Origin of the sequence: Sphingobacterium spiritivorum (assembly GCF_016724845.1) — a bacterium.
GTDB lineage: Bacteria > Bacteroidota > Bacteroidia > Sphingobacteriales > Sphingobacteriaceae > Sphingobacterium > Sphingobacterium spiritivorum_A.
On sequence record NZ_CP068082.1, the window covers coordinates 4458722 to 4479882 of the forward strand.

19 protein-coding genes are annotated in these 21161 nt (G+C 39.0%); 12 read left to right on the forward strand and 7 right to left on the reverse strand.

The window, feature by feature from the left end:
* Nucleotides 1-52 precede the first annotated feature (52 nt).
* A complete protein-coding gene (locus I6J03_RS18950; protein ID WP_003002859.1) occupies nucleotides 53-1516 on the forward strand; it encodes an aminoacyl-histidine dipeptidase in 1464 nt (487 codons plus the stop codon).
* Between the two features lie 108 nt (nucleotides 1517-1624).
* Here I6J03_RS18950 and I6J03_RS18955 read toward each other — a convergent pair whose 3' ends face one another.
* The 6 genes from I6J03_RS18955 to I6J03_RS18980 all read right to left on the reverse strand — a co-directional run bounded on the left by I6J03_RS18955 (nucleotide 1625) and on the right by I6J03_RS18980 (nucleotide 7523).
* Nucleotides 1625-3106 (reverse strand): amino acid permease, encoded by a 1482-nt coding sequence (locus tag I6J03_RS18955; protein ID WP_003002858.1) that lies wholly within the window; start codon nucleotides 3104-3106, stop codon nucleotides 1625-1627.
* Between the two features lie 166 nt (nucleotides 3107-3272).
* Nucleotides 3273-3923 (reverse strand): NAD(P)-dependent oxidoreductase, encoded by a 651-nt coding sequence (locus tag I6J03_RS18960; protein ID WP_003002855.1) that lies wholly within the window; start codon nucleotides 3921-3923, stop codon nucleotides 3273-3275.
* 7 nt (nucleotides 3924-3930) lie between these two features.
* Entirely contained in the window at nucleotides 3931-4347 is a 417-nt protein-coding gene (locus I6J03_RS18965) for an Rrf2 family transcriptional regulator (RefSeq protein ID WP_003002853.1), read from the reverse strand.
* Between the two features lie 111 nt (nucleotides 4348-4458).
* Nucleotides 4459-5160, reverse strand: coding sequence for a hypothetical protein (locus tag I6J03_RS18970; RefSeq protein ID WP_003002852.1), 702 nt, complete (start codon nucleotides 5158-5160; stop codon nucleotides 4459-4461).
* Between the two features lie 36 nt (nucleotides 5161-5196).
* Entirely contained in the window at nucleotides 5197-7155 is a 1959-nt protein-coding gene (locus I6J03_RS18975) for a M1 family metallopeptidase (RefSeq protein ID WP_003002850.1), read from the reverse strand.
* A 20-nt stretch (nucleotides 7156-7175) separates the two neighbouring features.
* Nucleotides 7176-7523, reverse strand: coding sequence for an ArsC family reductase (locus I6J03_RS18980; protein ID WP_003002848.1), 348 nt, complete (start codon nucleotides 7521-7523; stop codon nucleotides 7176-7178).
* 243 nt (nucleotides 7524-7766) lie between these two features.
* Between I6J03_RS18980 and fbaA the strand changes: the two genes are divergently transcribed.
* The 11 genes from fbaA (at nucleotide 7767) to I6J03_RS19035 (ending at nucleotide 20226) form a co-directional block, all read left to right on the forward strand.
* A complete protein-coding gene (gene fbaA, locus I6J03_RS18985) occupies nucleotides 7767-8846 on the forward strand; it encodes a class II fructose-bisphosphate aldolase (RefSeq protein WP_003002846.1) in 1080 nt (359 codons plus the stop codon).
* A 129-nt stretch (nucleotides 8847-8975) separates the two neighbouring features.
* Complete coding sequence (locus I6J03_RS18990; protein WP_003002845.1) at nucleotides 8976-9857, forward strand: tyrosine-type recombinase/integrase; 882 nt, start codon at nucleotides 8976-8978, stop codon at nucleotides 9855-9857.
* A 14-nt stretch (nucleotides 9858-9871) separates the two neighbouring features.
* Nucleotides 9872-10216 carry a ribosome hibernation-promoting factor, HPF/YfiA family gene (gene hpf, locus I6J03_RS18995; protein WP_002995592.1) on the forward strand — a complete coding sequence of 115 codons (345 nt, stop codon included), beginning with the start codon at nucleotides 9872-9874 and terminating at the stop codon, nucleotides 10214-10216.
* An 809-nt stretch (nucleotides 10217-11025) separates the two neighbouring features.
* Nucleotides 11026-11970, forward strand: coding sequence for a peptidylprolyl isomerase PrsA family protein (locus tag I6J03_RS19000; protein ID WP_003002843.1), 945 nt, complete (start codon nucleotides 11026-11028; stop codon nucleotides 11968-11970).
* Nucleotides 11971-11981: 11 nt separating this feature from the next.
* On the forward strand, nucleotides 11982-12284 hold the full coding sequence (locus tag I6J03_RS19005; RefSeq protein ID WP_003002841.1) for a hypothetical protein: 303 nt from the start codon (nucleotides 11982-11984) through the stop codon (nucleotides 12282-12284).
* Between the two features lies 1 nt (nucleotide 12285).
* Nucleotides 12286-12612: a hypothetical protein gene (locus I6J03_RS19010; RefSeq protein ID WP_003002838.1), complete on the forward strand. Its 327-nt coding sequence runs from the start codon at nucleotides 12286-12288 to the stop codon at nucleotides 12610-12612.
* Between the two features lie 181 nt (nucleotides 12613-12793).
* Nucleotides 12794-13171, forward strand: a complete 378-nt coding sequence (locus tag I6J03_RS19015) for a DUF6686 family protein (RefSeq protein ID WP_039989460.1) — start codon at nucleotides 12794-12796, stop codon at nucleotides 13169-13171.
* 179 nt (nucleotides 13172-13350) lie between these two features.
* Entirely contained in the window at nucleotides 13351-13878 is a 528-nt protein-coding gene (locus I6J03_RS19020; protein ID WP_039989691.1) for a ferritin, read from the forward strand.
* Nucleotides 13879-14228: 350 nt separating this feature from the next.
* Complete coding sequence (locus I6J03_RS19025; RefSeq protein WP_232279594.1) at nucleotides 14229-16868, forward strand: TonB-dependent receptor; 2640 nt, start codon at nucleotides 14229-14231, stop codon at nucleotides 16866-16868.
* Nucleotide 16869: 1 nt separating this feature from the next.
* A complete protein-coding gene (locus I6J03_RS19030; RefSeq protein WP_003002829.1) occupies nucleotides 16870-17838 on the forward strand; it encodes an NAD(P)H-quinone oxidoreductase in 969 nt (322 codons plus the stop codon).
* Between the two features lie 96 nt (nucleotides 17839-17934).
* Nucleotides 17935-20226 carry a GH92 family glycosyl hydrolase gene (locus tag I6J03_RS19035; protein WP_201693898.1) on the forward strand — a complete coding sequence of 764 codons (2292 nt, stop codon included), beginning with the start codon at nucleotides 17935-17937 and terminating at the stop codon, nucleotides 20224-20226.
* Nucleotides 20227-20277: 51 nt separating this feature from the next.
* Here I6J03_RS19035 and I6J03_RS19040 read toward each other — a convergent pair whose 3' ends face one another.
* Nucleotides 20278-21132 carry a helix-turn-helix domain-containing protein gene (locus I6J03_RS19040; RefSeq protein ID WP_003002824.1) on the reverse strand — a complete coding sequence of 285 codons (855 nt, stop codon included), beginning with the start codon at nucleotides 21130-21132 and terminating at the stop codon, nucleotides 20278-20280.
* Between the last annotated feature and the right edge of the window lie 29 nt (nucleotides 21133-21161).

Sequence of the window (21161 nt, forward strand, 5' to 3'; positions counted from 1 at the left end):
AAAATTTTATCGTCGTTTATAATCCTTACCTTTGTGGCATAATTCAGATACTATGAATCAGGAAATATTACAATTACAACCACAGTCGATTTGGAAAAATTTTAATGCTTTAAATGCAGTACCCAGAGCTTCTAAGAAAGAGGAAAGGGTAATTGCTTTTATACAGGAATTCGGAAAATCATTAGGTCTCGAAACCATCACTGATAAAACCGGAAATGTCGTGATCCGAAAACCTGCTACAGCAGGTATGGAAGATCGTAAAGGAATCGTCTTGCAATCGCATCTGGATATGGTACATCAAAAGAACAATGATACCGTGTTTGATTTTGACGCAGACGGAATCAGGATGCTGATTGATGGCGACTGGGTAAAAGCTGACGGTACTACCTTGGGTGCTGACAATGGAATAGGGGTGGCGACTATCATGGCCATTCTGGAATCAAAGGAGTTGGCTCATCCGGCTGTAGATGCCCTTTTTACAATAGATGAGGAAACCGGTATGACTGGTGCATTCGGTCTGGAAGGTGGGGTTCTGCAAGGAGAAATACTCTTGAATCTAGATACAGAAAATGATACAGAAATTGATATCGGCTGTGCCGGTGGTGTAGATGTCACTGCGACAAAGAGTTACAGCTCTGAACCTGTATTAAACGGATATGCGGGATTGACAATTACGGTAAAAGGATTGAATGGCGGGCACTCCGGTATGGAGATTCATAAAGGTCTGGGAAATGCCAATAAGATTATGAACAGAGTTTTGTTTGGTATGCACGGCGGATTTGGGCTTCGTTTGTCAGAAATAAAAGGAGGCGGCCTGAGAAATGCTATTCCCAGAGAAAGTGTTGCTAAAGTCGTATTACCACAGGAGCAGGTTCAGCACTTTATTTCAGCTGCTGATAGTGTGATCCAGGCTATCAAAGCCGAATACAAAAGTGTGGATGCGGGTCTTGAAATTGTTATTGATCAGCAAGAGCATACTCCGGTCACTATTTTGCCACTGGATGTACAGGAACAACTTATCAAAGCAGTATATGCCGCTCATAACGGTGTGTACCGTATGAGTGCTGATTTCGCAGATCTGGTCGAAACATCCAATAATATAGCCAATATAGAGGTGAAAGATGGTAAGATCACAATAAAATGTCTGACCAGATCCTCCGTTGAATCTTCTAAATATGATCTTGCAAACGCATTAAAATCTACATTTGAACTGATGGGTGCGGAGGTTGGATTTTCCGGAGATTATCCGGGCTGGACTCCTGACGCTAATTCGCAGATCCTGCAGGTACTTAAGGATATCTATGAAAAGCAATATCATGAGCAACCGGAGGTAGTTGCCTGCCATGCCGGTCTGGAATGTGGTATTCTGGGACGTAATTATCCGGGTATGGATATGATTTCCTTCGGTCCGACTATTCTTGGAGCACATTCACCGGCTGAGCGCGTATCTATATCATCCGTTCAGAAATTCTGGGCATTTATACAGGAGATCCTGGTTAATATTCCCAAAAAGTAAAAGGGTGCAGATGGCATAGCATATACTTCTTTGATCCGGTCAAAGAGAAAGGGCAGTCTAAAATATATAGACTGCCCTTTTGTATATCAGAAGCTGTGTTTCAGGATATTAATTTTTCAATCCTTGTTCATGCTGTTTACGAATCTTACTGTGTTTTTTACCGTAAATAAAATAGATAATCATTCCTATTCCAAGCCAGATTCCTAATCGCTCCCAGCTTTGAATCGGTAATGATGCCATCATCGCCACACATACGATAACACCCAGAATCGGGATCAACGGCACTAAAGGTGTGCGGAAAGGGCGTTCGATATCCGGAGCTGTTTTTCTCAATACCAGAATACCGATACATACTAATGTAAAGGCAAAAAGAGTTCCGATACTTACCATGTGCCCCAGATCAGAGACCGGTACAAATCCAGCAAAAAGACTTACGAAAATCATAAAAATAACATTGGTTTTCCATGGCGTCTGATTTTTTCCGAGATGAGAGAAAAGTGCCGGAAGCAAACCGTCTTTACTCATGGAGTAAAATACTCGGCTCTGGCCTAAGAGCATAACCAGAATTACGGAAGTGTAACCGCTGATAATCGTAATAATCAAAGCCGTATTCAGGAAGTGATATCCTGTCTTGGCAAATGCTGTAGCTACTGGTTTTGCATCACCTTTGAACTCTGTATAGTTCGCCAATCCGGTCATCACATACGAAAACAATACATATAATACCGTACAGATAATCAATGAACCTATAATTCCGATTGGCATTCCTTTTTTAGGATTCTTGGCTTCCTGTGCTGCTGTACTGACCGCATCAAAGCCAACAAAAGCAAAGAATAAAACTCCTGCTGCTCTGAAAACTCCGGAAATACCAAAATTTCCGAAATAACCATCTTTAAAGAATTCTCCCCAACCGATTTTTCCGCTTTTCAATAATTCTTCACCTTCATTGGCAGGGATAAACGGTGTATGGTTTGCCGGGTTGATAAATGACCAGCCTAAACCGATGAAAATCAAAACCACAGATACTTTAAGAATAACCAGCAGATTGTTTACTGTAGATGATTCTTTGGTACCTCTTATCAGTAACAAGGACAGCAGGCAGACAATAATGATTGCCGGAATATTGACATATCCGCCCTCCCAGGGGCCGTGCAGGAATTCTTCGGGTATACTCATGCCGAATATTTTCAGCAACTCACCGAAGTACTGAGACCAGCTCACGGCTACTGTGGCGCTTGCAAGTGCATATTCTAATACCAAATCCCATCCGATAATCCATGCTACCAATTCACCCATAGTTGCATAAGAGTATGTGTAAGCACTTCCTGCGACCGGAATCATAGATGCAAATTCTGCATAACAAAGTCCTGCAAAAGCACAGCCTACTGCGGCTATAATAAAGGAAAGCATAACTGCCGGTCCTGCATTATCAGCTGCTGCCATTCCCGTCAGTGAAAATAATCCTGCACCAATAATGGCTCCAACGCCAAGGGCAACCAGCCCTGTACTGGACAAGGTTCTTTTCAGGGTGTGCTCGCCACTCTCGTGGGCCTCTGAGACTAATTGAGTGATTGATTTTTTAAAAAGCATTTATAATTTTGATTAGAATAATGATTAATACTATTGTTTTTCCAGTTTTTGAATCTTAAAATTTATTACTCATTGGTTAGCACAAGTAATTCTATACCAAAAATAGATTTTTAAATGAAAAAAGGGAAGAAAATCTTCTTCCCTTTCGGTTTTTTTTGAATATGTCTTAATAAGCGGCTGTGAAACGCTTTTTGATAAACTGTGGTTTCTCCAATTCATCGGCGATTGCAACAGCTACATCTTCTACAGACAGACGTGAGCGACCTTCCTGATCCGTTACAGGATGATCAAGATCTGTGCGATAAGTACCTGTCCGTGTGCCCGGAGAGGCTGGGCTCATCTCAATAGCCGGACTGAATAAAGTCCAGTCGAGGTCATTGGATCTACGGATGACTTCATAGTAATCTGCTGCAGCCAACGCTCCCGGTTTGATCTCTGCCGGAAAATCAGGCGCATCTACAATTCTTGTTCCGGCTTCAGTCAGCAAACTGCCGGCTCCGCCAATCACGATAAATCTCTTGATACCTGCGTGCTCTACAGCCTCCTGAATGGATCTGGCTCCGGCAGTATAATCTTCATAGATAGAAGGATTGGTCCATCCTGCATTGTAGGCAGAGATCACTGCATCGCTTCCTTTGAGGATAGCTGCCAGTGCATTGCTGTCATTGACATCATTCTGTACAGCGAGAATATGCTCATTCTTCTCTATCTGATCTGTGTTTCTTGCTATAGCGGTTACATGATGTCCTCTATGTACTAATTCTTTTAAGATATGTGAACCTACATATCCTGAAGCTCCGATTAATGCTACTTTCATTTTTTTATTATTTATTGTTAAAATATGAGGATAAATCCTGAATACTGATTTGATTTAAATAAGTAATATGTTGCTCTTCAATATCGTTGTAAACGATTGACAGGTAGCTGTTGATGTTTTTTCCCACCGGACAATTGGGATTCGGATTGTTGTATTTACCCTTTTCATCTGATGCCAATGTTGCTTTATAAACATCTGCCAGTGTTTTTTTGTTTATGTCTTCTGCTATTCGTACACCACCGTTTTTGCCTTCTTTGCTTATAACAAGTTGTGCTTCTTTGAGTTTTCTGATCTCTTTTCGTACAACTACCGGATTTACATTAATGCTTCCGGCTATATAGTCCGATGACAGCCACGCATCACGCTCCAGCATCAGGAGGGCGATAATATGGGTAGCGGTGGCAAAATGTAAATTACTGAACATGATTATTTTGTTTTTGTTATACAAATGTAGCAGTTAAAATTATACTGTAATAATTTTTGTTACAGTTTTGTTCAAAAATTAACCTTCTATGACAATAGAAGGTTAACAGTTTTATTTTTTATTACTTTTATACTTCTTGTATGAATCCAATACGTAGAGTTTCAGCGTTTCGTCGTTCACGGTTTCTATAAAGTCCAGTGATGGTCTGAATTGTTCTCTGAACAACGGAATCTCGTTCGCCTCAAGAGGAGTGAGGGAAGCAATGAGTTTGTCTGAGAATCTGCGGTCGATTATTCTGTTATTCTTTTCCAGAACCAGAATATCCAGATTTTTACGTGCAGTCTTTCCTTTTTTGCCAAAGATACGGGATGGAGATACCCGTATTCCACCCTGATACTGACTTGCATTTGCTACTTGTCCCTGTTCTTTAGCCTTTTTAATCTCTTCATCCAGTCTGGAATCTGTAAGACGTGTTACCAAAGCTTCATTAAGGACAATTGATTTGCCGTCACGCATCATATAGACACGCTGTACGCCTTCCTGATACAGAAAAATGGTATCCGGGGTATAGCCGTTGACAAAAAGAGAAAGTCTTTCACCCATTGCGGCATCAATGCTAAATTTTCCGTCTTTATCAGAAAAAGACTTGACCGCTGATTTCAGGTTTTGTATGCTGACATTGGAGATTGGTTCACTGCTTTCCAAATCGTAGATTATACCATTTATCTTTTGCGCATAGGTATTGGCTACCATTATAAACAGGATTCCGATCATTCCGGATAGTTTCTTCAGTAAAGAGGACTTTAACAGCATAGTACGTTTGATTTTTTTCTTATAAAAGTACGAAATCTATTTCTTAGACCAAGTGTTATTTTCGGGATTTATATCCGGATATACCTGATCCGGATCGATCACGACTGAGCTTAATTCTTCTTTAGAGTCTAAAAGAAAAGTCCACGAAGTATTACGTTGCCATATATCGACCGGTAATTTTTTGCGTATCTTTTTTCCGGATACTGTTGTCGCTTCTATAACAACAGGCATAGGTAGTTTTTCAAGATTGTCTATAGTAATCAGCGCACCGTTAGCGGCATTGAATTTTGCATATTCTACTTTTCTGATGGCCTGATCCAGTTTCCAGTTATTGAGAAACCATCCTCTCCAAAACCAGCCCAGATTTTCTCCGGTTACATTTTCAATTGTTCGGAAGAAATCATTCGGGGTAGGATGCTTGAATGCCCAGTCGCGAATGTATGTTCGGAAGGCCTCGTCAAAACGTTCTGCACCGATTACTTCATCCCGCAACAAACGCAGACCAAAGCCTGGTTTGTAATAAACCAGGGTGCCAATATTACGTTCCTGCATATTCTGCGGGGTAGACATAACAGGTTCCAGAGAAGGAGAGTTGAATCCCTGAGCCATTTTATTTCGGCTACCTATACTTTTATCATATTCACCTTTATTAAAGGCTTCCCGGGACAATCCGTTTATAAATGTATTAAATCCTTCGTCCATCCATCCGTGAAGACGTTCATTCGAACCGACTATCATCGGAAACCAGTTGTGCCCGAATTCGTGATCCGTTACTCCCCACAGTCCTGCATTTTTGGCTGAGGAACCGCAAAATGACAGGGCAGGATATTCCATGCCTCCAACATTAGAAGCCACATTTACGGCTACCGGATAGGGGTATTCAAACCATTTTTCTGAATAATATTCTATAGAAGATTTGGTATATTCAGTAGAGCGCGACCAGGCTTGCTGTCCGTCACTTTCCTTTGGATAGGCTGATATGGCCAGCGATTTTTTTCCACTTGGAAGGTTGATTTTTGCTGCATCAATAATAAATGCTTTCGAAGAAGCCCATGCTACGTCTCTGGCATTCTTTAACGAATACTTCCATGTCAGTTCTTTCTTTGCTGGTCTTGAGTTTTTATTTGCAACTTCAGCAGTACTACGGATGATCACCGTCTGATCAGAAGTTTGGGCCAGCTGATAACGCTTGAGTTGTTCTGCAGTCCACACTTCCTGAGGATTGAGCAGTTCACCTCCCATGACGACTATGTGATCAGCTGGTGCCGTGATTTCCACATTAAAATCCCCATATTCTAAGTAAAACTCTCCCGGACCGGAATAGGGATCTGTATTCCATCCTAATATGTCATCGTATACGGCCATACGCGGATACCACTGGGCAATAGCATAAATATCTCCGGCCGCAGTGGGGAGTATTCCGGTTCTGTCAGCACCATACTGTGGCACAGTATAGGAATAATCAATCGTAAACTGTACTTGTCCTCCTTTTGGATCAAGCGGTTGTGGCAGTTTGATTTTCATACGCGTGTCGGAAACTTCGTATTTAAGATCCTTTCCATTAAGCTGAACAGATGTAAGATTGTATCCTCCCTCAAACTGTGATGCGGCATCTCCGTACCGGCTATTGTTCAGAGGGACAGTGCTCTGCCCTCTGGAATCACTTTTAAACAGATTCTGATCAAGCTGCAGCCAGATATAATCCAGACGGTCCGGACTGTTGTTGGTATAGGTAATGGTGACGTTACCGCTTACTTTTTTATCGGTATCACTTAACCTGGCTTTTATGCTGTAACTGGCAGCATTTTGCCAGTACTGGTCTCCGGGTTTACCGCTTGCAGAGCGGTAGGAGTTGCCATTGGAAGTGTAAAACTGCGGGCTGAATGCTTGTGTATAATTATATCTGCTTGTATTGTCTTGAGCGACAGTCTCATTCAATTGAGAACAGATCAATGCTAAAGCTAAAGAAATCCCGGCGCAAGATTTTTTATTCATAGTCTGTTTATAAAGTGGTATTATTTCAATTTCTGATTGTATTCGTCCTCGTCAAAACCTAAAATCAGACCTGAAGTATATTCAATGACAGGTCTTTTGATCATACTGGTATTTGCGATAAGTGTTTTATTGGCTGAAGCAGCATCTGTGACAGCTTCTTTTTCTTCATCAGTCAGTTTTTTCCAGGTTGTTCCTTTTTTATTGACTAATTTTTCCCAATCGACCTGTTTTTCCCATTTTTTTAATTGCTCATCCGACACTCCTTCTTTTTTAAAATCGTGAAAGGTGTAATCAAGTTTGTGATTTGTCAGATAATCGAGGGCTTTTTTTACTGTATTGCAATTTTTTATTCCGTAAACGTGAAGCATAATATTGAAAGACTTAATTATGGTAATATTTCAAATATATTATTTTTAGTTGTAATAGTCTTTTCCCTTTCGGATAAATAATGTCACCTTTGTATTACGAATGTTTTGTGCGGTATAATCTATATAAACCAGTATGAGATGGTGTAACTTTTACACTATATGATTAGGAGTAGTTAAAAATTATTTTTAACTTAGGACCACAAAATAAAGAGGAACAGAATCAATAAATTTTAAAACAATACAATGAGCCTAAAAGATTTTAAAGGTGTGTTGACCGGCGATCAAGTTCAAGAGTTATTTGAAATTGCTAAAAAACACAAATTCGCATTACCAGCAGTTAATATTATCGGTACTAATTCTATTAATGCTGTAATGGAAACAGCGAAAGCTGTAAACTCTCCTGTGATTATCCAACTTTCAAACGGAGGAGCACAATTTTATGCAGGAAAAACATTAAACAATGACAATTTAAAGGCTTGCGTATTAGGAGCAGTTTCTGCAGCACAGCATGTTCATCTTTTGGCTGAGCACTATGGTGTTGCTGTTATTCTGCACACTGACCATGCTGCTAAAAAATTATTACCCTGGATAGACGGATTGTTGGAGGCAGGTGAGAAATTCTTTGCTCAACACGGCAAACCTTTATTCTCTTCACATATGCTGGATCTTTCTGAAGAGCCTATTGAAGAAAATCTTGAAATCTCTAAAAAATATCTGGAGCGTATGAAACCGCTTGGTATGACCATCGAAATCGAACTTGGTGTAACCGGTGGTGAAGAAGACGGTGTCGACAACTCGGATGTTGACAGCTCTAAATTATATACTCAACCGGAAGAGGTAGCGTATGCATTTGAAGAATTATCTAAAATTTCTGACAAATTCACTGTTGCTGCAGCTTTTGGTAATGTACATGGTGTATACAAACCCGGAAATGTAAAATTGCAGCCTGTTATTTTGCATAATTCTCAGGAGTATGTAAAAGAAAAATTCGGATTGAATGCAGAGAAGCCTGTTAATTTTGTATTCCACGGTGGTTCTGGTTCTTCGGCTGAAGAGATTGAAGAAGCAATTTCATACGGAGCGATCAAAATGAATATCGATACGGATATGCAGTGGGCTTTCTGGGATGGTGTTCGCGGATACGAGGCTAAAAACCATGATTACCTACAGGGACAGATCGGCAATCCGGAAGGAGCAGATTCACCAAACAAAAAATATTACGACCCGCGTGTGTGGTTGCGTAAAGGTGAAGAAGCGTTTGTAACCCGTCTTACACAGGCTTTCGAAGAATTAAACGCTGTAGATGTAAACAGCAAACTGTAATCAATACTGTTCTGCATCATGCAGAAAATGTATAGTATTATTAAATATGTTAAAAAAGCTCAATTCTAAGGATTGAGCTTTTTTATTGCCTTTTTATTTTCTAACTTTCCTTTGATCAAGAAAGAAGATATGTATCAGCAGCGGTTTTTAAATTTTTTGCGTTTTGAGAAGCGGTATTCCAATCATACGATTGAAGCTTACACGCATGAATTGAATGTCTTTTTTACTTTTCTTCAGGATCAGGGTGTTCCGGAGGAGGAGGCAGATCATCGCGTTATACGGCTTTATCTGTCGCATCTCATGGAAGAGGGGCGGCAGGCAACTTCTGTAAACCGATCTATTTCGGCTTTGCGTACTTATTATAAATTTTTACAACGGGAATCTTTGACAGATCAGAATCCTTTGACTTTAATCAAAGCACTGAAGACTCCGAAGAAATTACCTTCTGTAATGGAAAAAGATAAGATGGTCGGTTTGCTGGATCAGATGGAGGGAGCGGTAGACTCGTTTACCGATGAGCGGGATTATTTGGTTTTGGAGCTGCTTTTCGGAACAGGTATACGTTTGACAGAGTTATTACAAATAAAGATTACAGATATTGATTTTTATAATAAAAATATCCTTATATTAGGGAAAAGGAACAAGGAAAGACTTGTACCTGTCAACCATACACTTTTAGAAAAACTAAAGATCTATATCCAGCAATTGGATAATCAAAAAATTGACAACAAAACTGCGTTCTTAATTGTTACTAAAGAAGGGAAACAGGCATATCCAAAGATGATCTACCGGATCGTTCATCGGTATTTAAGTCTGATCTCTACACAGCGTAAAAAAAGCCCGCACGTACTGCGGCATACATTTGCTACAGCTCTGCTGGATAATGGAGCAGATCTGAATGCAATAAAAGAGTTATTAGGACATGCCGGATTGGCGGCCACTCAGGTGTATACGCACAATTCGGTAGAGAGATTAAAATCAGTTTACAAACAAGCCCATCCAAAGGCTTAAAAAAAGGAGGAAAAATGAACATTACTGTGCAATCCATTAAATTTGATGCAGATCAAAAACTTGTAGATTTCATTAAAAAGAAAACATCCAAGTTAGAGCAGTTTTTAGATAGCATAATCGAAGGTGTATGTTATCTGAGACTGGAAAATGTAGACGACGAAGAAAATAAGGTGGTAGAACTTAAATTGAATATTCCGGGAAATCAATTGTTTGCCAAAGCACAGGCAAAGAGCTTTGAAGAAGCTACAGATGTCGCTGTGGAATCCATAAGAAGGCAGATTAATAAACATAAGACGAAGACACGAACTGCTACAAGCAATCATAAAGAATTACTCAATTCGGAAGAGGAAGAGTATTAACATTTTTAACATTTTTGAATTTTTAGAGAAGGCTAACCGAAGGGTTAGCCTTTTTTATTTAGAATAAATTGAAATAATAAACGAATTTATTTGGATTCAATTATTCAAAGTAGGATGGTGATTAGTTATAAAAAGAGATGCAGCGCCTTAGTTATAAAAAGCCAATAGTAAAACCTTCCAAGCTACTGTTTTTTAATGTTTTAATTTTCAATTCCTTTTTGAAGCAATCTAATAAGGATTGAGAGATATTTGATTTTCACAATCATAGTTTCATTTTAATGCTTTATTTACTTATGAACATTTTATAAATGGAATGTGTAAAAAATTATGTTTCAAATAATTTATATTTGATGATTTTATATTTTTTGGTATATTAGAAAAATAATTAAATCAATATTAACTATTTAATTTTTGAGTTCAGGGTAATCTAAAAATTAACAAATGCTTGTGAGAATCAATAGTCAAGCATTGAGCAAAATAGAGCTTTTAAAAAAGTTTTAAAAATAATTCAATCAAGAATCAGCTATTTTGAGTGATGCTGATAGATTTCGCTAAATCCTTTTCAGATAATATATTAAAATCTTTTCAAGAGCAATTTTAATTACATAACCAAGAAAGCTGTATTTAATATCATAAGTATTAACGACAAAAGAAAGGTAAAAGGGATATCAAATGTTAATATCTGTTTCTATGCCTTTAACTTGTATTTGTTCATCAGATGCGCGACTCGTTGAAAATCTAATATTAATCAACCTGATTCACATACTAACTAATATTACTCTATTGTAAACAATTTAAACTTTGAAAAGATGAAAAAACTATTTTTAGGAATTTGGGTGTGTTTTATGGCACTAATGTATAGCTGTACCAATCCCAGTGATAATTTAACAATATCTGAGGAGAATATATCAGAGATTACTTTGCCTGAAGAAAGTGAAATGTACGGGAGGGCTGTGGCTGAGGAAATCCGGATTATAGTTACTAATTTGAATAAGAAAGGTTACAATTTTTCTGAAATAGAAAATAAAAAAGAGGTTGAAGAGTTCTATAAAGAAGTATACAGCGCCAGTTCAAATCCGGGTCTTGAGTCGACTGAACCCACACCGTTAAATATTGATCCTGTAGCTATTCAAAGCACTCAGCAAGAACTAACAGTGACGCAGAGCAAGGTTATCAGTCAGATTATGGATGCTTATGAAGAACTGAAATCGGGTCATGAATTTAAACAAAGATTAATAAGTATCAGTAATAATGTATATAAGACCGTTCCAAAGATAGAACAAGAACGTGTTTTCAATATTATTTCAGTTGTTTATTATGGCATGGCTGAAATTCAGTTACTGGAAGATAAAGGTGAAATTGTTCGTCGTAATCAAAATAATCTTTCAAATAATAATATCCAGGGAGTTCAATCATTCTCTGACGATGGTTATACAGATAGTTTAAGAAACTGCAGAAGACAACGATCTGCATTTGGTGTTGTTATTGGTTATGTAAATTCTTTTGGCGAACAAGCGGTGAAAGTTACGCGGGTAGCAGGAGCGACACTGGGAGCCTATCTGATTTTGTGGTGTAAAGTAGATGAACAGGCTGACCTGATAGGGCATTGTGCTGAAGTGTATAGCAGATGTATAAACAGTCGTAATCCGGAATGGTTAAAAGAAAATACGTATGGTAAATCAAAATGCGAAACGTGTAGAAATGACTGTGTTCGTCAGGGAGGTTGGCCCTGTGGTTTTAATTTTTATGATTAACAAAGTTTAAAATGATTGGATTTGAAGTCAAAATAAATAATAATCCCCCAATTAAAATTGCCTCCAGAAGTAGCCATTTGTTTTTATCGACATTTCAAAACAATGTTCTTTTGCTTATGCGTGGTATTGATGATAACAAAAATACAATCGTGTGGCCCAATCAAGTATTGAAAATCGGAGATAAGATAAATGTCAAAGTCAAAGATTTGGATTCAATTGAGCAATCGTTTGATGTCAAGCTGCAAGATATCAACGAAATCAAAAAACGCTATCTCAGTTTAAAATTAGAATTAGAAAAAAGAGGGTTGATTTAACATGATTGGAATAGTTAATTACGAAAAGGGGAGAGAGTATCGAAATCCTGAAACAGTGATATTAAATTTACTGTTGGATCAAAAGCGATTTTTAATAGAAGGTGGCGGATATATTTATGCATCGAAAAGAATAAAAGAAGGTATTGAATATGAATTTATTGTTGCGGAATTCGATGAACCATCGGAGAGAATTACGAAAGAAAATGATTTTGCTGAAAGGGATGCCGATTTTGAAGATTCATTGTTTAGTGAAGAAAGTCAATGGCAGTATAAATTACAGGAATTTCGAAGACTGGAAGCTATACTGAAAGAGGAAGGAATCATTTAAGAACAAGCAGATTTCGTCTATTCTTCATTTTGAAGAGTTAGCTTATCGTAATTTGGTTTTAAGACAGCTTGTCTTTTATTTAGAATAAATTGAAATAATAAACGAATTTATTTGGATTCAATCTTAATAGTCATTACATTCGCAATGTATTAATTTTATCGATCGGATATCAAGTATGTCAATGATAGCAAAAATTTGTCCATTAGCTGAAGTAGAAGAGGTCTTTATGACCACTCAGGGCGCGGTGTATCAGTGTAGCAGAAAGAATAACTACTGGCTGGATTTTCAGGGCAAGACCACTTCTTTCAGTGTGTCAGATTTCTTTTGTTTTAAAAGAAAGGTAGATGCTATTGATGTGGACGCTATGCTTCATGATGCTTCACGTACTTCGGACTTTGAGATTATTATGCCTTTCCGCACAGAAAGATGCTTTATATTGTCTGTACAGGATGTTCTCGAACTGAGAGATATTCTGAATGGCGCTAAATTTATGATTGAGCTGAATAGTGTAGTCAGATCCTGTTTACGTACCTGCCCTGCACCTGTTCTGGTCGGATAAGTCTTCTTTGTAATTGTATTGATTCTAAATAAGTTAGCGTTAAAAAGTCTAATTTAGACTTAATTTGTATTGCATATTTTTTATGCTAACTGCCTTACTTCGTTGTACCTTTGTATTAAAGGAAAGCGAATATGTGTCTTTCCGTTTTAATGTTTAACAGAATTTTAAAATATACTGATATGAAAGATTTATTGAAATTAAAATCATCTTTAGCACAAGAGATCGAAAATATATTAAATGCACAAATCAAAGTTGAAGCTCATTCTTCAGCACTTTACCTTGCTATGTCATCATGGTGTGACGATCAGGGACTGGATTTCAGTTCAGACTTTTTCGCAAAACAGTCTAATGAAGAGCGTGAGCATATGTTGAAATTATTCAATTATATCAACAATAGAGGTGGTCGTGCAGTTTCTCCTGAAATTACAGGTATTCCTACAGACTTTGAATCATTCAGAAGTGTTTTCGAGCAAACGCTTGAGCAGGAAATGTTTGTGACAGAGCAATTCAATCTGATCGCTGACAAATGTATGAAAGCTAAAGATTACGTTACTTTTAACTTTGTTCAATGGTTCCTGGAGGAGCAGGTTGAAGAAGAGTATGTAGCGAGACGTATTCTGGAAATGTTTGACGTTATTGGTGAAGAAGGAACCGGACGTTGGGAAATTGACAAACATGTAAACAAAGTAGCACTTGGTGCAGAATAATATTTAATTATTTTAATCCAAGAAGAGGATATCCAAAAGGTATCCTCTTTTTTGTTTGTGAAAATATATTTTAAGAATACGTTAAGTCTGAAAATAGCGTTTGTAATGTATATTCTCTTTATTTTGTAAAGAAGAATTGACAAATCATGAATAGACGTGTTTTTAATGTGTTTTTTTTAGATACCGGATTATTATTGTGCGTAATTTTTTTTATATTGACAAAAGTAAATTAAAAGAATAGAAGTTTGGCTACTCCTCGTTTTCGGCTACATTTTATTTTTCTTTTTTCTTTGGTTTTTATTTCGGTTACGGTAAACGCTCAATCGAAAAAAATAACCATTGAGGGACTCGTGGTGGATACTGCGGGAATACCGCTTAAAGGGGTAAGTGTACGATTGATTGCTCCCGGAGGCGCATTTACGCAGGCTTCTGCTGCTAATGGCCGTTATACATTTACAGGTGTACCTCTGGGGCAGATTCGTGTAACCTATAGTTTATTGGGGTATCAGATTACAGACAAAGCTTATTCGGCTACAGAACTGGTTACCAAGTCTTCTCTTCCAACTATTATTTTGTCTCCTCAGTCTGAATTACTGAAGGAGGTGGTGATTGTAAAAACGATCCCTGTCATCTATAAGCAGGATACGGTGCAGTATAATATGAATGCTTATAATTTTCAGAAGAGACTGCTGCTGGAGGATGCTCTTAAACAATTGCCCAATATTCAGGTATCACGGGATGGTTCTGTGTTTGCTTTTGGAAAACCTATTACTTCAGTTCAGGTGGAAGGGAAAAAGTTTTTCGGAGGAGATGTGCTTACAGCTACCCGTAATCTGCCTGCCGATTTCGTCAAAAATTTACAGATTATAGATTACTACGGAGATTACAATACTTCCAAAGGTACCAAGAGCGGAGAGCCTGAAAAGATTATCAATATTGTCTTAAAGGATGATAAAAAGAAAATTGTATTTGGTCAGGTAACAGGTGGAATCGGTACGGAAGACCGTTACCTGATGAGTGGCGGTATTAATAAGTTTAACGACGGGCAGGAGTTATCCCTGATAGGATCTATCAATAATACGAATACCAGTCTTTTTACTTTCGGTTCTCCAAGCGGAGGGAGCCGGGAGCGCTCTATGGGTGAACTGGCTGATTTCGCTGATCCTACAGATGGTCTCAACACCACTACATCGCTGGGCGGTAGCTTTTCTGATAATCTTACCAAAACGACCACAGTCAACGGACAGTACACCTTTACCAAAAGACAAAATCTCATTGACGGTAATTCTCTTCTGCAATCGGTGTATAGTAACAATTCTATTTTCAATCAGGAAGATTATCAGGTTGACACAAAGGATTTCAGCCATAGAATGGCGCTTAATTTTGATTCAAAATTTAAGAATAATGATATTTTAAAGATTGAGCCTGTTTTTTCCTACAGCCGGACGTATATTAACAATTACAGGGAGAAAAAGCTTAGGAATAATGTATTGACCAATGACGGGACCTATTCTTCCATTTCGAAAAACTTTTCCCCCAATCTGGATATCGATGCTTTGTATTCCAAATTCTTTAAAAAGCCGGGACGTAAACTGGTTTTTAATATGAGAATGAGTGCAGGGTCAAGCAGTAAAGACGAGCAGGTAACGGACCGCTACATTATTCAGGATGCAATGAAAAAAAATAACAGCTATTCTTTTTTTCTGCAGCGACAATATATTGAGACGGTAAGTGATAACAGATCCATCAAACTGAACGGATCTTATATAGAACCTATTAACTCACAGAGTTCACTGGAAGTGAGCTATGAATTTGAGCGTAACGATATTGATGCGGACAGGAGAGTAGAAGATCTGGAACGTTCTCAGTTGTTGGGATATATGGTATTTATAGACTCACTGGGGCTTAACTATGACTATAAGTACAGCAGCAATCAGACTGCTATTAATTATCAATATGATTCTAAGGATAAGAAGTTTAAGTATAATCTGGGATTCGGTGTGCAGCCACTGGAAATATCCGGCAGATTATATGCTGAAGATGAGCAATATACATATGACAATGTAAACCTGATTCCTACTGCGGGTTTTAAATGGAAGATCAATGATCAGACGGATTTCTCGATTGATTATATGGGTAAGAACAATCAGCCTAATTTCTACCAGATTCAGCCTATTCGTGATGTGTCCAATTCGCAGAATATTATTGTAGGGAATCCGGCGCTGAAAGCAGAATTTACCAATCGTATTTCCAGTCGTTTCCGTAAGTCAATAGTCTCTAAGGGACAATATTTTGAAGCGAATCTGTCGTATAATTTTGTGCAGAATAAAATTGCCACGGATAAGATCTCCCTGAATAATACGACTGTTCAACAGACCAGTTATCAGAATATGTCGGGATACTATGATATACGTTCTTATTATTTGTTTTCTTCTCCTTTTATTTCTGATGATTTTCAGCTGAATATTAACGGAAACGGGGATTTTTACAATAATGTTTCGATGGTGAATAAAGCACTGGTAACCAACCGGCAATTTATTTATTCGCAGTCTATGCAGTTGCGCTATATGATAGATGACATTATGGAGTCTGAATTCAACGGCAATTATATGTTGAATTCCGCTACGTATAAATGGCCGTTTAAGAGTAATATTACCGCACATTCTTTTGTGCTGAGTCTGGGTAATAAGTTTTACTTTAATGAGCATATGACACTTGGGGTAGAGGTGTCTCAACGTTTCAATGACGGTTACAGAGGTACAGCAAAGAATGTTAACCCTACTGTTATCAACTCTTACTTTGAATGTACATTTTTGCCAAACAAACTCGCCATGTTGAGATTGCAGGGTTTTGACCTGTTAAATCAGAATACCGGAATCTCCCGTGAGATTCTTGGTAATGATATCCTCGATATTCGTAACAATCGTTTGGCGCGGTATTTTATGTTATCCCTGAATCTGCGTTTGCAGAAGTATCCTAAAAAATCATAGTATGAAAGCAGTTGTTATTTCTTCATTCGGAGATCCTGAGGTATTAAAAACAGAAGAGAGGCCTGTTCCAGCTGTCGGAGACCACGAAGTATTGATACGGGTAAAAGCTGCCGGAATCAACAGACCGGATGTTTTTCAGCGGAAAGGTAATTATCCTGCCCCGGCGGGAGTTGTTGCCGATATTCCGGGACTGGAGATAAGCGGGGTTATTGAGGCAACCGGAAGTATGGCGGGTTCCTGGAAAACAGGGGATGAGGTACTGGCTTTGATCGCAGGAGGCGGATATGCGGAGTATGCTGTTGTAGATGCCGGCAGTTGTATGCTTAAGCCGCAGAATCTCAGTTATGAAGAAGCTGCCGCAATACCGGAGACTGTTTTTACGGTATGGCACAATCTTTTTGAGCGTGGTCAACTAAAGAAAGGCGAACGTGTACTTATACATGGCGGTTCCGGCGGAATAGGTTCTGCGGCCATTCAGCTGGCTGCATTATCCGGTGCACAGGTATATGCTACTGCAGGCAACAAGGAGAAGTGCGAATTTTGCGAATCGCTCGGTGCTGTGAGAGCCATCAATTATCATGAAGAAGATTTTGAAGAGGTGCTGAAAGAGAGTGGCGTGGATGTGATACTGGATTGTATAGGTGGTGATTATTTTAATAAAAATATAGCAATCCTTAATCCGGATGGCAGATTGGTGTATATCAACGCTATGGAGGGAGCAAAGGTGCAATTGAATATCCTGCAGATGATGCAAAAGCGTCTGTCAGTCACCGGAAGTACATTAAGAGCAAGAGATAAAGACTTTAAAGCCGAGCTGACAAGGTCTGTAGTCCGCCATGTCTTCCCGTTTATCGAATCCAAAGCATTTAAACCCATGCTTTTTAAGTCTTTTGATTTCACGCAAGCAGAACAGGCACATAGACTAATGGAGGAGGGTCATTTCCTCGGAAAGCTGGTGTTAACCTTTTAAATTGTAATATTTCCTTTGCTAAATACTTTTAGCAGCGATATAATCAAATTATTTTTTTATTTTAGTTCCGTTAATAGCTAACCATAATCAAGTAATATGAACTATATAGCAACAGCCTTACTCTGCCTTTCTACTGTCTGCGCTACCGCACAGGGGATCGGTAAGATCAGTAATCCTGTAGATTTTGTCAATCCTTTAGTTGGAACACAATCGGATTATACTATTTCTAACGGAAATACGTATCCAGCGATTGCTTTGCCCTGGGGCATGAATTTCTGGAGTCCGCAGACGGGAAAAATGGGAGACGGATGGATGTATACCTACAATGCCAATAAGATCCGCGGATTTAAGCAGACCCATCAGCCATCGCCCTGGATGAACGATTACGGTCAGTTTGCTATTATGCCGACTGTAGGGATCAAAACTTTTGATCAGGACAAAAGAGCAAGTTGGTTCAGCCATAAAGCCGAGGTTTCCAAACCTCATTTTTATGAAGTATATCTTGCTGATTATGATGTAAAGACAGAGATTACCCCAACAGAACGTGCAGCTTATTTTCGTTTTACATTTCCTAAAACAGAGGAGGCTTATGTACTGATCGATGCCTTTGATAAAGGTTCTTATGTAGAGGTCATTCCGCGTGAGCAGAAGATCATCGGCTACTCCACAAAGAATAGCGGTGGTGTGCCTGACAATTTCAAGAATTATTTTGTGATGACTTTTGATCATCCGTTTGCCAATATTTCCACATTTGCAGATTCTGTATTAAAAGATGATCGCTATCTGATCAAGGCGGATCATGTCGGAGCGATTGTAGGATTCAAGATTGCTAATCGTGGTGATCAGGTCTTAATGAAGGTGGCTTCATCTTTCATCAGTCCGGAACAGGCTGAAATCAATCTGAAAGAGCTCAACGGCGTTACTTTTGATCAACAGGTGACAAAAGGTGAGAAGAAATGGAATGAAGAACTGGCTAAGGTCGAGATCGAAGGCGGTTCCATAGATCAGGTTCGCACATTTTACTCTTCTTTATACCGTTCGCTGTTATTTCCGAGAATGTTCTATGAACTGGATGCACAAGGCAATGTAATGCATTACAGCCCGTATACAGGAGAGGTCAAACCCGGATATTTCTTTACAGATACAGGTTTTTGGGATACTTTCAGAGCCTTATTTCCTTTTCTGAACCTGATGTATCCGGAAATGAGTGAGAAGATGCAGGAAGGATTGGCGAATGCGTATCGTGAAGGAGGATTTTTGCCGGAATGGGCAAGTCCGGGCTTTAGAAATGTGATGGTTGGAAATAATTCGGCCTCCGTCGTTGCAGATGCCTGGGTAAAGGGTGTAAAGGTAAACAACAAGGATATCGAAACCTTGTATGAAGCTGTTATAAAGGGTGCTAATAATGCCGGCCCGCTGACTGCTGTAGGCAGGGCAGGTGCCGATTATTACAAAACACTGGGTTATGTGCCTTATGATGTGAAGATCAATGAAAATGCGGCCCGCACATTAGAATATGCTTATGATGATTTTGCGATCTACCAACTGGCCAAATCTTTGGGGGGTCGTCAGCAGGATGTGGACTTATACCGTAAGCGTTCCTTTAATTATAAAAATTTATTTGATCCTGCTTCCGGATTAATGCGTGGCAAAAATAAGGACGGATCTTTTCAGTCTCCATTTAATGCTTTCAAATGGGGCGATGCGTTTACGGAGGGTAACAGCTGGCATTACAGCTGGTCTGTATTTCAGGACGTAAACGGATTGGCTCAGTTAATGGGCGGACACCGAGCTATGGAAATCAAACTGGATTCGGTATTCTCTTTGCCTCCTGTTTTTGATGATTCTTACTACGGATTCCCTATTCATGAGATCAGAGAGATGCAGATTGCCAATATGGGACAGTATGCGCACGGCAATCAGCCTATACAGCACATGATCTATCTGTACGGTCATATCGGTGCGCCATGGAAAACACAGTATTGGGTTCGCGAAACTATGAACAGGATGTATGCGCCGACTCCGGACGGATATTGCGGAGATGAGGACAACGGACAGACTTCTGCATGGTATGTGTTCTCCGCGCTTGGGTTCTACCCGGTAACTCCGGCAACGGATGAGTATATATTAGGTGCTCCTTTGTTTAAAAAGGCTACATTACATTTGTCTAACGGAAAAAAAGTAGTTATACAAGCTCCTCAAAATTCAGATACCAACCGTTATATCAAATCGATGAAATGGAATGGTAGAAATTATACAAAAAATTATATCAACCATAGCGAGTTGGTCAAGGGTGCAAATTTGTCCTTTGATATGAGTGCTGAACCTAATAAGAGCAGGGGTACTGTGAAGGCTGACCTTCCGTACTCACTGAGTTATGAGCAGTAAAAATTTTTATAATTAGTTTGTTTTGTTGAATAGGTTCCGGATTTCCGGAGCCTATTTTTTTAGACTTTTCTGATACATCAGCGGCGTAGTTTCCTTGATTTTCTTGAATGCTTTATGAAAACTGACGAAATTTTGAAACCCGCTTTCAAAACAGATTTGTTTTACGGGCATTTCCTGTTCCAGCAGCAATCTGGAGGCATGCCCGATCCGGAGTTCGGTAATGAATTCTATGGGCGTTTTGCCGGTCTTGGATTTGAAGAATCTGCAAAATGAATTTTCTGTCATCCCAATAATCTGCGCTAATTCAGCCAGACTTATCTTGTTTCTGTAATGTTGAGTGGCATATTGAATAATAGCATTTAAGCGATCATGATCTCCGAGGTGATTCTGAAATTCATACGTAGACCGTGTCAACCGTTCGTACTCATCACTTGTTGCCAGCACATTGAGCGCTTCGAGAAGAATGATAATCCGCGAAGCTCCGGTAGCTGATATTAGTTTTTCCAGCAACTGCCGGAGTATATCTCTTGTAGCGCCATAAATTAACAGTCCCTGCTTAGCTTTACTGAATAGCTCTTTCAATTTGCGGTTTTCCGGTAAATTGAAAAATACTTCCCCTAAAAAATTCTCTCTGAAATGAGCCACCCGTATATCCGCATTGTCCTGCAGGTACTGTTCATCGAAGAGCCAGTAATGAGGAAGATTTGTTCCCAGCAGTACCATATTGTCATTTTCGAAGTTATTGATACTGTCTCCTACAAATTGAGTTCCGCTGCCTTTGGCAATATGTATGAGCTCCAGCTCTTCATGATAATGCCAGTTGTTATGCTGCTGTGGCTTTACATCATTCCGAATGGAAAATGAGGCTGCTGATGGTGTTCCGAGTGTAAGGAGTTGTGGTTTCATTTTTACTAAATTATAAAGAATACTTGCAT